The organism is Telmatospirillum sp. J64-1 (assembly GCF_006980715.1).
In the GTDB taxonomy this organism is placed as follows: Bacteria; Pseudomonadota; Alphaproteobacteria; order Rhodospirillales; family Magnetospirillaceae; genus Oleiliquidispirillum; species Oleiliquidispirillum nitrogeniifigens.
In genome coordinates, this window is the sequence record NZ_SBHN01000004.1 from 179,142 (window position 1) to 190,712 (window position 11,571).

Annotated in this window: 10 protein-coding genes; 3 read left to right on the plus strand and 7 right to left on the minus strand. The window is 63.2% G+C overall.

Translation table 11 applies throughout. The features are described from left to right. Positions 1–90 precede the first annotated feature (90 nt). On the minus strand, positions 91–888 hold the full coding sequence (locus tag EPD66_RS05700) for a response regulator (protein WP_185961271.1): 798 nt from the start codon (positions 886–888) through the stop codon (positions 91–93). A 314-nt stretch (positions 889–1,202) separates the two neighbouring features. On the opposite strand from EPD66_RS05700, the gene EPD66_RS05705 reads away from it, so the two are divergent. Further along, positions 1,203–1,769 (plus strand): DUF2076 domain-containing protein, encoded by a 567-nt coding sequence (locus EPD66_RS05705; RefSeq protein WP_142847520.1) that lies wholly within the window; start codon positions 1,203–1,205, stop codon positions 1,767–1,769. Between the two features lie 99 nt (positions 1,770–1,868). Here EPD66_RS05705 and EPD66_RS05710 read toward each other — a convergent pair whose 3' ends face one another. The 6 genes from EPD66_RS05710 to EPD66_RS05735 form a co-directional block, all read right to left on the minus strand. Beyond that, the gene (locus EPD66_RS05710; protein ID WP_142847521.1) at positions 1,869–4,697 is read right to left on the minus strand and encodes a PAS domain-containing protein; all 2,829 of its coding nucleotides are present in this window, start codon (positions 4,695–4,697) and stop codon (positions 1,869–1,871) included. A 264-nt stretch (positions 4,698–4,961) separates the two neighbouring features. After that, positions 4,962–5,777, minus strand: a complete 816-nt coding sequence (gene phnE / locus EPD66_RS05715) for a phosphonate ABC transporter, permease protein PhnE (RefSeq protein ID WP_142847522.1) — start codon at positions 5,775–5,777, stop codon at positions 4,962–4,964. Then, complete coding sequence (gene phnE, locus EPD66_RS05720) at positions 5,777–6,583, minus strand: phosphonate ABC transporter, permease protein PhnE (protein WP_142847523.1); 807 nt, start codon at positions 6,581–6,583, stop codon at positions 5,777–5,779. The genes phnE (EPD66_RS05715) and phnE (EPD66_RS05720) overlap by 1 nt, the downstream gene beginning before the upstream one ends. Next, positions 6,580–7,410 carry a phosphonate ABC transporter ATP-binding protein gene (phnC, locus tag EPD66_RS05725; protein ID WP_142847524.1) on the minus strand — a complete coding sequence of 277 codons (831 nt, stop codon included), beginning with the start codon at positions 7,408–7,410 and terminating at the stop codon, positions 6,580–6,582. Before phnC ends, phnE (EPD66_RS05720) begins: the two co-directional genes overlap by 4 nt. Before the next feature lie 25 nt (positions 7,411–7,435). Beyond that, the gene (gene phnD, locus EPD66_RS05730; RefSeq protein ID WP_142847525.1) at positions 7,436–8,395 is read right to left on the minus strand and encodes a phosphate/phosphite/phosphonate ABC transporter substrate-binding protein; all 960 of its coding nucleotides are present in this window, start codon (positions 8,393–8,395) and stop codon (positions 7,436–7,438) included. A 129-nt stretch (positions 8,396–8,524) separates the two neighbouring features. Further along, positions 8,525–9,190 carry a bifunctional 4-hydroxy-2-oxoglutarate aldolase/2-dehydro-3-deoxy-phosphogluconate aldolase gene (locus EPD66_RS05735; RefSeq protein ID WP_142847526.1) on the minus strand — a complete coding sequence of 222 codons (666 nt, stop codon included), beginning with the start codon at positions 9,188–9,190 and terminating at the stop codon, positions 8,525–8,527. Between the two features lie 202 nt (positions 9,191–9,392). Here EPD66_RS05735 and EPD66_RS05740 point away from each other — a divergent pair, with 202 nt between their 5' ends. Together EPD66_RS05740 and hexR are read left to right on the plus strand one after the other, a co-directional pair. Further along, positions 9,393–10,622 (plus strand): methylglyoxal synthase, encoded by a 1,230-nt coding sequence (locus EPD66_RS05740; protein ID WP_142847527.1) that lies wholly within the window; start codon positions 9,393–9,395, stop codon positions 10,620–10,622. Beyond that, positions 10,619–11,497, plus strand: a complete 879-nt coding sequence (hexR, locus tag EPD66_RS05745) for a transcriptional regulator HexR (RefSeq protein ID WP_142847528.1) — start codon at positions 10,619–10,621, stop codon at positions 11,495–11,497. Before EPD66_RS05740 ends, hexR begins: the two co-directional genes overlap by 4 nt. Positions 11,498–11,571 lie beyond the last annotated feature (74 nt).

The following is an 11,571-nucleotide window of genomic DNA, read 5'->3' on the forward strand; positions in this document are numbered from 1 at the left end:
CTCCCATGAAGACGTCCCTGGGAACGCAACGCGGCCAGCCGCCGCTTGTGGCGGCGGCGACACGCGGCGGATTTGTTCCTTTCCCCACTCCTACGAGACGGCGGCAACCGGCGGCGGCGGCTTGATGGACAAGGCTTGGCCCACGGCCGTCTTCAGGGCGTCGGAGGTAAAGGGCTTGGGCACCACGAAGGCCGGTTCGGTCACTTCACCGGTCAACAGGCGTTCGGGGAAGGCGGTGACGAAGACGATGGGGCTGCCGACATGGCGGATGATCTCGCGCACGGTGACGATGCCGTCATCGCCGTCTTTCAGATTGATATCGCTGAGGATCAGGCTGGGATCGGCCTCGTCGATCAGGTTCAAGGCCTCGCGCCTGTTGGCGGCGACGCCCGCCACTTCATGGCCCATTTCCTCGATGATCCGCTGGATTTCCAGCGAGATGATGCTCTCATCCTCGATGATCAGCACACGGGCCGGGTTCTGACGGCCCAATTCCTCACGCGCCCGGCTCAGATGGTCGCGGACTTCCTGCTGGGTCAGGCCCAGCATCCAGGCCGTTTCGGCCAGGGTGAAGCCTTCGAGCGAGGTCAGCAGCAGGACCTGGCGGTTGATCGGCGGCAAGGCTTCGAGTGTGGGCAGGGGATCGCCCCCATCCTGATGTTCGCCCTCCTCCTCACTGGAATGCACGAGTGTCCAAACATCGTGGAAGAAGGAAAAGAGGCGCAGGCGCAAATCCTGGTCGGCGGAAACCAAGCTGGGATCGGCAAGCAGGGCTTCGATGCAGGCCCTGACGTAATTGTCACCCCGGATCTGCGAACCGGTCAAGGCGCGTGCATAACGGCGCAGGTATGGGAACTGCTGGACGATGCGGGGGTCAAGTCGTTCCATGAGTTTCCTGTAATCAAACGGGCGAAAATCGGTAGGCGCAGAATACAAGAAATGCCCGAGAGCGGCGTTAAGGAATATGGGATACCCAAATCGCGGTGCCGCACCATCGGTCATAGGCGGAGTCAGGTAATATGCTTAGCACCTTGCGCCAGAGCTCATGATTTCCAAGGGAATCGCGCAGTTTGTAATAAGAATGAAATATCAAAAGACGAAATTTAATAAATTGGATCGAAGCCCCTCCTCTCACTATCTTCAGGTTGAGAGAGCGGAGTCCGTCCGCTCCTGCTCCATCAGAGGAGAAGGAGAAGAGAGCCATGAACCAGACAGAGCGCGATGTCATCGAGGATCTTTTCGGCAAACTCCGGACCGTGGAAACCCAGGCCCCGGACCGTGACGCGGAAGCGGAACAGGTGATCCGGGAAAAGGTGGCGAGCCAGCCCAGCGCGCCCTATTACATGGCTCAGACCATCCTGGTGCAGGAGCACGCGCTGAAGGCCGCCAATGAGCGTGTGGCCGAGTTGGAACACGAGTTGGCCAAGCGTCCGGCCGGTGGCGGCGGCGGCTTCCTGGCCAGCCTGTTCGGCGGCGGCCAACCGGCCGGCGGCCAGGCCCGTCCCGCCCATGTTCCGCCGCCCCGCCAGTCAGCAGCCGCCGCCCCCTTCCAGAATGCCCCCAGGGGCAGCTTCCTGGGCGGGGCCATGCAGACCGCCCTGGGCGTGGCCGGGGGCGTGCTGATGGGCAATGCCATCATGTCCATGTTCTCGGGCAATGAAGCCCAGGCGGCGGAACCCGCCCCCCTGGACCAGGATACCGCCGTGGATTACGGCGCCGATGAAAGCTACTACTCCGACGGCGATTTCGGCGCCGACGACAATTTCTGATCCCTGGCGGGTCTCCCAAGGAAAAGGCGTGCAGCCGGAACCGGCCGCACGCCTTGTTTTTTGACGGAACGGGCGCGCCTTCCGCTCCACGGCGAGGTGTCAAGGATCCTGCCATGCCTCCTGCGTTCTCGCGGAATCGGCATCCAGTATTCCGTTCGCCAAAGGAACCTCGATGGTGAACACGGATCCCTTGCCCAGGTCGGAACGCACATGGATCGGATGGTTGAGGAGCAGGGACAAGCGCTTGACGATGGCTAGGCCGAGGCCAAGCCCCTGGGACCGGTCCCGCGCCTCGTTCCCCACCTGATGGAATTCCTCGAAAATACGGCTGAGATGTTCCGGCGGGATGCCGATGCCGCTGTCTTCCACCTCCAGGCAAAGCCCGTTTTCCGTCTGGCGGCAGAAGACCCGGACATAGCCCCTTTCCGTGTAGCGCAAGGCGTTCTCGATAAGGTTCCTGAGCATGCGTCCCAGCAGCAAGCGGTCGCTCCGCACCCGGATCGGGCTATCGGGATGGCCGACCCGCAGGTCCAGCCCCTTGTCCCGGGCCAGCGGCGTATAGGCGACCTCGATATCCTGCAACAGCATGTCGAGGGAAAAATCCTCGATATTGACTTCGATGACCCCGGCTTCGAGCCGCGAGATGTCAAGCAGACTGTCCAGCAGGCTTTTCAGCGTTTCCAAGCTGCGCCTCAGCACCGCCAGGACCGAACGCGCCTTTTCCCCTTCCACATATTCTTCCAGCAGGGTGGTGAACAGGAACAGGGACTGCACAGGCTGACGCAGGTCATGGCTGGCCGCGGCCAGGAAGCGTGACTTCGAGGCATTGGCCTGTTCCGCCTCCTCTTTCGCCTGCCGGAGGTTTTCCTCCATCCGGTGGCGGTCGGTCATGTCCCGCCCCGTCGCCTGGTTCTCCAGATAATTCCCGTCCGGGTCGAACACGGCGGTCCCTTCCCACATATACCACCGCTCACCGGAGGGGGTCCGCAGGCGGCATTCCACCGTCGTGCGGTGTTCGGGCTCGGTCACGGCACGCTCCATCGCCTCCCTGGTCTTCTCGTGGTCGTCGGGATGGACGTAGTCGGTCCAGTGGGCACCGATCAACTCGGCACAGTCGCGGCCCAATAGCTTGCACATGGTTTCATTGACGAAGGTGAAGCGTCCTTCATCATTGATGCGCACGACGAGGTCCCTTTGCGACTCCACCAGGCCGCGATACCGCGCCTCTCCCTCCCGCAGCGCCTCTTCCAGCTCTTTATGCTCGGTGATATCGATGCCCAGTCCCAATATACGAAACGGCTGCCCGGCCTCGTCGTAGAAGATTCGCCCGATCCCCAGGAGCCAGCGGATACTTCCGTCGGAATGTCGGACGCGATGTTCCACCCGATATTCGGGTTTCCCCATTGCCAAGGTATGGTCGACATAGGCCTGAACCATCCCCCGGTCCTCCGGAGGCAAGACCTCGAACCATTTCTCCGCACTGGGTGTAAAAGTCTCGGGATCCAGGTCGAACAGACGGTAGAGGCCCTCACTCCATTCGACGGTCCCCGTCGGGAGATCCCAATCCCACATCCCGGCATCGACGGAAGACAAAACAAGGGTGAGACGTTCCTCGCTGCGCTTCAAGGCTTCCTCGATGCGCTTGCGCTCGGTGATGTCCATGCAGAGACCCGTGACATGCACACCCTCGCCGTCCCCGATTTCCTGGGCATAGCCAGAGGAGAAGATCCACCGCACATTATGATTGGAGACTATGATGCGGTATTCCGCTTCATAGGTTTTCCGCTTTCCCTCTCTTATGTCCTGGAACAGGACATTGACGAAATCACGGTCGGCGGGATGGATCGATCCCCGCCATGTCTCATCCGAAGGCTGCTGTTTCTGCGGGTCGAAAGCAAAGATCCGATAGATCTCGTCTGACCAGTAGACCTCTCCCGTTTTCATGTTCCATTCGAAGGCCCCGGCCCGGGCAGATTTCAAAGCCAATTGAAGCCGCGCTTCCGTCTGACGCAAGGCCTGTTCGGCCTTGCTACGGACCCGCAGATATTGCCGCAGGCCCCAGGCGGCCGCACCGCCGCTGATCAGCAGAAGGCCCAGGAAGGCGATGAAGGATTGCAGGGCCGCCAAACGCACCGCGTACAAGGTCGAATGCTCGTCGAAGCCGATTGCAACCATCAACCCCAAGACGCCGGATTTCAGTGGAGAGAAGGCAAAAAGACGGGATGTCCCTTCCAGCCCCGGCATCTCGACCAGCCCGTTCTCGTCGGCCTCCAGCATGACCGAGAACCGTTCGGGAAGCTTCTGGCCCACCCAGGATTGATGATCGGGGATCCGGGCCAGGATCACGCCTTCGCCGTCAGCGATCACGATCGAGGTATTGGGGGGAAGCGCCCTTTTCGAAAGGTAACCTGCAAGCCAACCGAGCTCGAGCGAAACCGTGGCAAGACCGGCGGGCGTGCCGCCGGGTCCTTCGAGACGCAGGGAGAAAGGCAGGCGGGCAGCCTCGGTGACGGAAGGAAGCGTGAAATGCCCCACCGTGAAACGGCCTGCTTCCATTGCCCTGCGGAAATGCCCCATGTCATAGAATTGCCGTCCGATCTCGTCCGGATCGGTGGCGCACCACGTCCTGCCGTCCGGGTCGCTGATACTGAGCTGGAGATGCCTCGGGAACTCCGCCGCGATCCGCTCCATGACGTTGCGGCAGGCCGACGCATCCATCTGGCCGACACCGAATGCCCGGGCCGTCACGAGAATGTGATGGGCGTCCTCGATGATCCGCTGCTGCTCGTGGTCCAGCATATCCAGGAGCCGGTACGCTACCTGGGCGGATTCTCCCTCATAGGCTTCCTTCAGACGCAGGCTCGACAAAATCTCGAAGATCAGGAGCGAGGCCAGAAGAACGGCCAGCAGCCCGACGAACCGGCGCATCGGCCCTTTGAGGGGGGATGATTGACCACCTGGAAGCAATTTCTTCTCCGCCTGAGCCTCCAAGCATATGACTCTCTCATAAAGACGGCGCGAGATAGAATGATTTTAAATACAGGGATAAATATCGGCTCAGCAGCCAGGAAAGAGATGGGGCCTCCTCATCTGCTCAAAAAGTATATGCCCCCCGCAAAAGCGACAGGACGTTACGCATTGGTAACGTCCTGTATCAGAAAGCTTGCTCTTACGGAGAAAATCCAGACGAGATCAGATGATGGCGTGGCGCACCTTGGCCGACACCCATTCGCTGACCACCACGGTGCCCAGGATGACCAGGAAGATCAGCGTGACCTGCGGCCAGGCCAGCACGTTCAGCGAGGCCATCAGCTGCATCCCGATGCCCCCGGCCCCGACCAAGCCCAGCACCGTCGACTCGCGGATGTTGATGTCCCAGCGGAAGACGGTGATCCCCGCGAAGGCCGGCAGGATCTGAGGCACGATGCCGAAGGCCATCACCTGGGCCTGACTGGCCCCGGTGGCACTGATGGCTTCCACCTGCTTCTCGTCGATCTCCTCGATCGCTTCGTAGAGAAGCTTGGCGATGAAGCCGATGGAGCGCAGGGCGATGGAGAGAATGCCCGCCAGCAGGCCCGGCCCCAGGATCGAGACCAGCAGCAAGGCCCAGATCAGCGAGTTGATGGAACGCGAGGACACGATCACGAACAGCGCCACCGGACGGATGAAGTGGATGCTGGGCGTGGTGTTGCGCGCCGCCAGAAAGGCCACCGGCACCGCCACGACGACGGCCAGCATGGTCCCCAGCGTGGCGATGTTGAGCGTATCCCACAACGGCTTCCACAGCCGGTCCATGTATTCCCAGCGCGGCGGGAACATGCGTCGGCCGATATCGGCCGCCTGCTGAGGCGCATCCAGGACGAAGAGCCAGATGGTGTCCTGGGTCATCACCTGCCAGGACAGGACGAACAAGGCCACCAGGCCCAGCCAGCCAGCCCAGACGAGAAGCTGTTGCGGCGGCGTGCGGCGCTGCCAGATCTTGGTATCGTTCAGGGTCGTGATCGCCATTACTGCACCCATTTCCGGATATAGCTGGACGAGTATTCGCAGATCATCACGATGGCGATGATCAGCAGCAACACGGCAGCCGCGGAATCGAATTCGTAGCGGTCGATGGCGGTATTGAGGGTGGCACCGATGCCGCCCGCGCCAACGATGCCGATGACGGCGGATTCACGGAAATTGATGTCGAAGCGATAGACGCTGAGACCGATCAGGCGCGGCATCACCTGGGGCTGCACCGCCCAGGTCACCACCTGCCACCACGATGCGCCGGTGGCGCGGATGGCCTCGGCCTGGGATTCGTCCATATCCTCGATATCCTCGGCCAGCAGCTTGGCGATGAAGCCGATGGTGGCGAAGGACAGGGTCAGGAAACCGGCCAGCGGCCCGAAGCCCACCATGGCCACGAACAGGATGGCGATGATGATTTCCTGGAAGCTGCGCGACAGGGCGATGATCGAGCGGCAGACCAGATAGACCGGCGCGGGGGCCAGATTGCGCGCCGCCCCGACACCGATAGGGATCGACAGCAGTACGCCGACCACGGTCGAGGTCACCGTCATGGTCAGGCTTTCCCGCATGCCGACCACGATATCCCCCCAGCGGGAGGTGAAGTCGGGCTTCAGGAAGCCCAGGATGAACTGCCAGCCGCGGTCCAGCCCTTCATAGGCCCGCTGCCAGTTCACCTCTACGGCACCGATGCCGATCACCAGATAGACCGCAAGGCCCAGCCACAGCCCCCAGCGCAGCCAGGGATTGGCGATCAGCGACGGCCGACGCCATTGGCGCGGTGCGGCGGCAATCGCGGTCATGCCGGCCTCGCCATGAGTTCGACCTGGTCCTCGTCGGCCGCGCCGTCCTCGGCCTCGTCATTGCCGGGCTTGCGGATGGTGCGGGTCCAGTCCTCTTCGCCATAGATGCGCGTCAGGACATCCGGCGTCAGGTCGTCCGGGCTGCCGTCGAAGACCACTTCGCCCTTTTTCAGGCCGATGATCCGCTGCACGAACATCTGGGCCAGGGCGACGTCATGGATGTTGATGATGGCGGCAAGGCCGCGTTCGGCGCAGACCTCGCAGATCAGGCGCATGATCTGGCGCGAGGTCTTGGGGTCCAGGCTGGCGGTCGGTTCGTCCACCAGCAGAATATCGGGATTCTGCAGCAGGGCGCGGGCGATGCCGACACGCTGGCGCTGGCCGCCCGACAGGGCATCGGCGCGCTTGTCGGCATGGTCGGACAGGCCCACGCGTTCGAGCGTGGCGAAGGCCTGATCCACCGCCTGTTGCGGGAATTTGCGGAAATAGCTGCGCCAGAAGCCGACATAGCCGAGCTGTCCGGACAGTACGTTCTCCATCACCGTCAGGCGCTCGACCAGGGCATATTCCTGGAAGATCATGCCCATGCGGCGGCGCGCCTGGCGTAATTGGCCCTTGCCCAGGCGGGTCAGGTTCTCGTCACGCAGGAGGACCTGACCCGAACTGGGCTCGACCAGCCGGTTGATGCAGCGGATCAAGGTGGACTTGCCCGCTCCGGAGGGTCCGATCAGCCCGACCACCTGCCCCGGCTGGACCGAGACAGAGACATTGTTGAGCGCCAGATCACCCGTGCGATAGCGTTTGGTAAGGTTCTCGATCTTCAGCATCGAACCGGCTCTTTTCGTCACGGGATCAGTTGCAGGCGTAAGAGACGTTCATGGCTTCGTCGATCTTACGAACGACTTCCCAATGCTCCTTGTAGCTGATGGGCATGAACTTCTCCTGCGGGGGTTCCGAAGCCTGGAACTCCTTGAGCAGGTCCGAACCTTCCCAATCGAAGGTGAAGAAGGCTTCCTTGATCTTCTCCTGAAGCTCGGGCTTCAGGTTGTAGACATAGCCGTAGCCGGTGGTCGGGAAGGTCTGGGACTTGTAGATGCTCTTGATCTGGTCGGCCTTGACCACGTCGCGGGCGACCATACGGCCCAGCACCGAATTGGCGATGGCGGCGGCCGGATAATCCTTGTTGGCCACGCCGAGGATCGAGTTGTCGTGCTTACCCGAGAAGACGGGCTCGAAGTCCTGACCGGCCTTCATGTTGTATTCGGCTTCCAGCAGGGCGGAAGGAGCCTTGTAGCCGGAATTCGAGGTCTCGGAGGTGAAGGCCAGCTTCTTGCCCTTGATGTCCTCGATCTTCTCGATGCCGCTGCCCGGATAGGTGATGATTTCCATCTCATAGCCGTAGAGGTCATCCTTCGACGCCATCATGGCGAAGGGGACGAAACCGGCGCAGTTGACGGCCAGCGGGTTGGAACCCGTGTTGAAGCCCGCGACATGCAGGCGGCCGGCGCGCATGGCTTCGATCTGGGCGGCGTTGGACTGGACGGGGAAGAACTGCACCCGCTTGCCGGTGACCTGTTCCATATGCTTCAGGAAGCCGTCCCAGACCTTGGCATAGACCGAGGGGTCTTCCACCGGGGTATAGGCGAAGATCAGGGTCGCAGGGTCGATCTGCTGCGCCGGATCGGTCGGGGTATCCGCGACGAGGTCGCCGTCGGCATCGGTGTAACGCGGATCCATGGCGTGGGCCGAAGACATCGCCAGCACCGCACCGACCACACAACCAACAGCCTTGGCCAACACAGATGTGCTCATCTCTCTCTCCTCAAAAGCAGTCTTGCCACGCCGTACGCACCGGCGCGCTACTTCGGAGGGGATGATTAGCACCTCACGATTTTTTGCGTATGACAGTAATATGAAGTCTACATTTATGTTACAATAATATTAAATCACCCCTTCCCTTCCAAAGTCTTTGCGGGCCGTGGCATAAGCCTCCTGCATCCGCCGGGCCGTCGCCTGGATTGCCGCCTTGTCTCCACGCGCGACCAGGCCTTCATCGACCAGTTTTCCGCCGGCACCGATGCAGGCGGCCCCGGCCTTCAGCCATTCCCCGACATTATCGGCATCCAGCCCGCCGGTGGGCATGAAGGACACGCCGGGGAAGACCGAGCGCATGGCCTTGAGATGCGCCGGACCGACGGTCGAGGCGGGAAAGATCTTGACCGCCGCGGCTCCGGCGGCGAGGGCCTGATGGATCTCGGTCGGGGTCAAGGCCCCCATCAGGCAGGCGATTCCAAGCTCCCGGCAGGCTTCTCCCACCTCGGACACCACGCAGGGCGAAACGACATAACGCGCCCCGGCGGCAACGGCCTCCGCCACGGCCTCGGCCGTCATCACCGTTCCGGCACCAATCAGCCTGTCGCCGCGCGCCGAGAATTCGGCGATGAGATCCATGGCGCCGGGCGTGGTCAAAGTGATCTCGAAGGTCCCGAAACCGGCTTCGGACAGCCATTCCACGGCGGTTCGGGCATATTCGGCGGAAGACATGCGGATCACCGGCACGACGCCGAACTGGACGAGCCGGTCGAGGATGGAAAGGGCGGTGGTCATGGACAGGCCTCCCGGGGCTGCGACGGCCGATCCCGTGCGCTTTATGTTTTTATACTACATAAAACCCTCAAGACAACGCCGAACGCCCCGTTAACCCGTCCTTGTCACCGGAGTTTCTTGTAAAAATCCTACAAATCGTATTGCACGGGGCTCCACCCTGCCCTAACCTGCCCCCAATGCCGTTTACGCCGGAGAGCATGGAATGAACGACGGGACCACAACACCTTCCCCCGCCCTGCGGATCGGCCTTGCCGCCAGCAGAAGCCTAGTCACCGGCCCGGCCAGCCCGGTCATCCTGCTCCTCCGCGAGATGGCGCCCCTGCTGCGGGCGCTGGGCGCAACCATCGTCACCACGCCCGACTGCGCGGATTCCCTGCGGCGCCACGGCCTGCACCAGCGGCTGACGGCGATCGAGGTCGTTCCCGGCGGACGCCTGGAACAGATGGTCTGGCTGGTGGCCGCCGTGGTCAGCACGGACGAGACGGCCCTCGACTGGGTGATCCATCTTTCCGACCCCGACGATCCCAGCTCGTCCTATCCCGAGACGACGGCCCTGAAACGCCAATGCGTGGTCCATGGCAAGCCCTATCTGGGGACCTATGCCACGGCCTGGGAATGGCTTTGCCTGCATTGGCTCGCCCGCAAGGACGACAAGACTTTGCCCGCCCCGCCGGTCCGGCAGGATAACGAGGCGGCCATGGATTTCCTGCGCACCCGGACCGTCGCCCTGGTGGCGCATGATACCCGCAAGGGCGAGATGCTGGACTTCGCCCTCCAGCATCATGGCCTGCTGACCCTGTTCGGGCGGCGCCTTGCCACGGGAACGACGGCCTCGCTGCTCAATGGCCGGGCCCCGTCGCGGCGTCTGAGCGAGGGGACGGACGAACTGGCCTCGCGCGCCCAGGCCCTGGCCGAACGCCTGTCGCTGCAAGAGGACTGGATCGACCATGTCCAGAGCGGCCCGATGGGCGGCGACGCCGAGATCGCACGGGAAATCCTCCGTCGGCGCTGCGATCACGTCCTCTTCTTCGAGGACCCCCATGTCCCGCGCGAGCACGAGGCCGACATCCAGCTGATGGAACGCGCCGCCCGGCTGGAACGGGTCGAATGCCTGTGCCTGCATGACCCGAAGACCGCCGCCATTTGGGCCGGCCTTTGGCAGACCTGCCTGTCCGGCCCGGCGGCAGCGGCCCCCATTTCCCTGTCGGCAGCGTGGCGCCAGGCCTTCGGCGAAGAGGTGATCCTGAGCGACGATCCCGCCGCCGAGGCGGAAGCCGCTGCCCGGGCGGGCGGCGGCGCGGTCACGGCGGAAGGCGACGTGCTTTACCTGACCCTTCCGGAAACGGACCAGGCCGGGCGGCGGATCGCCTTCGCCTCCCCCGCCATCGCCCATGCCCGTCTCGCACACGCCCCCGGCGGGGAGAGCCGATGAACGGCGGCGAAGGGCCGGTCTTCGAGCGCATCCACGCCCTGCGCGGCCAGATGCGCCGCTCGGAAGCGAAAGTCGCCAATTACGTCCTCGCCCATCCCCAGGCCGCCATCTCCATGAGCATCTCCACCCTGGCCGGGCAATGCGGCGTCAGCGAACCGACGGTGCTGCGTTTCTGCCGGGCCATCGGCTGCGAAGGCTTCCAGGACTTCAAGCTGACCCTGGCGCAATCCATCGCCATCGGTGCCTCCTATATCCGCCAGGGCATCACGCCCGAGGACAGCCTTGCCACCGTCGCCACCAAGATCTGCGACCAGACCATCGCCGCCGTCACGGAACTCAAGACCCGCATGTCCTGGACGGAGGTCGAGCGCGCCGTGGACGTGCTGGCCGCCGCTCCGCGGATCGAGATCCAGGGCGTGGGAGCCTCGGGCGCCGTCGCCCTGGACGCCCAGAACAAGCTCTTCCGCCTCAACGTGCCGGTGACGGCCAGCGTCGATCCGCATATGCAGATCATGTCGGCCGCCAGCCTAGTGGCCGGAGACGTCCTCATCTCCTTCTCCTATAGCGGCCGCGCCCGGGAAATCATCACGGCGGCCCGCATGGCCCGGCAGCGGGGCGCCAGCGTCATCGCCGTCACCACCGCCGACACGCCGGTGGCGCGAACGGCCAGCCATCCGATCTGCCTGCCGGTCATCGAGGACACCGAGCATTACACGCCCATGACCTCGCGCCTGCTGCAACTGGTCGTCGTCGATATCCTGGAAATCGGCGTGGCGCTGCGGCGCGGCCCGGCCCTCTACCCCCATCTCCGCCGCCTGAAGGACGCGCTGAACCTGGTGCGGCTGGACGCCCCCACACCCAAGGAGCAGGAATAAGCAGAGGAAAGGCTCTCGCGCCTGGCCTTTGCTTTTAAAGAGGCGGAGCGCTTGCCCATGCTTCGAGACGCCGC

Bases quoted from the DNA above. Each gene is read 5' to 3' on its own strand.
- phnE (WP_142847522.1), bottom strand. From the start codon at position 5,777: ATGGCGATCACGACCCTGAACGATACCAAGATCTGGCAGCGCCGCACG.
- EPD66_RS05740 (WP_142847527.1), top strand. From the start codon at position 9,393: ATGAACGACGGGACCACAACACCTTCCCCCGCCCTGCGGATCGGCCTT.
- EPD66_RS05700 (WP_185961271.1), bottom strand. From the start codon at position 888: ATGGAACGACTTGACCCCCGCATCGTCCAGCAGTTCCCATACCTGCGC.
- phnD (WP_142847525.1), bottom strand. From the start codon at position 8,395: ATGAGCACATCTGTGTTGGCCAAGGCTGTTGGTTGTGTGGTCGGTGCG.
- EPD66_RS05705 (WP_142847520.1), top strand. From the start codon at position 1,203: ATGAACCAGACAGAGCGCGATGTCATCGAGGATCTTTTCGGCAAACTC.
- EPD66_RS05735 (WP_142847526.1), bottom strand. From the start codon at position 9,190: ATGACCACCGCCCTTTCCATCCTCGACCGGCTCGTCCAGTTCGGCGTC.
- phnC (WP_142847524.1), bottom strand. From the start codon at position 7,410: ATGCTGAAGATCGAGAACCTTACCAAACGCTATCGCACGGGTGATCTG.
- hexR (WP_142847528.1), top strand. From the start codon at position 10,619: ATGAACGGCGGCGAAGGGCCGGTCTTCGAGCGCATCCACGCCCTGCGC.
- phnE (WP_142847523.1), bottom strand. From the start codon at position 6,583: ATGACCGCGATTGCCGCCGCACCGCGCCAATGGCGTCGGCCGTCGCTG.
- EPD66_RS05710 (WP_142847521.1), bottom strand. From the start codon at position 4,697: ATGCGCCGGTTCGTCGGGCTGCTGGCCGTTCTTCTGGCCTCGCTCCTG.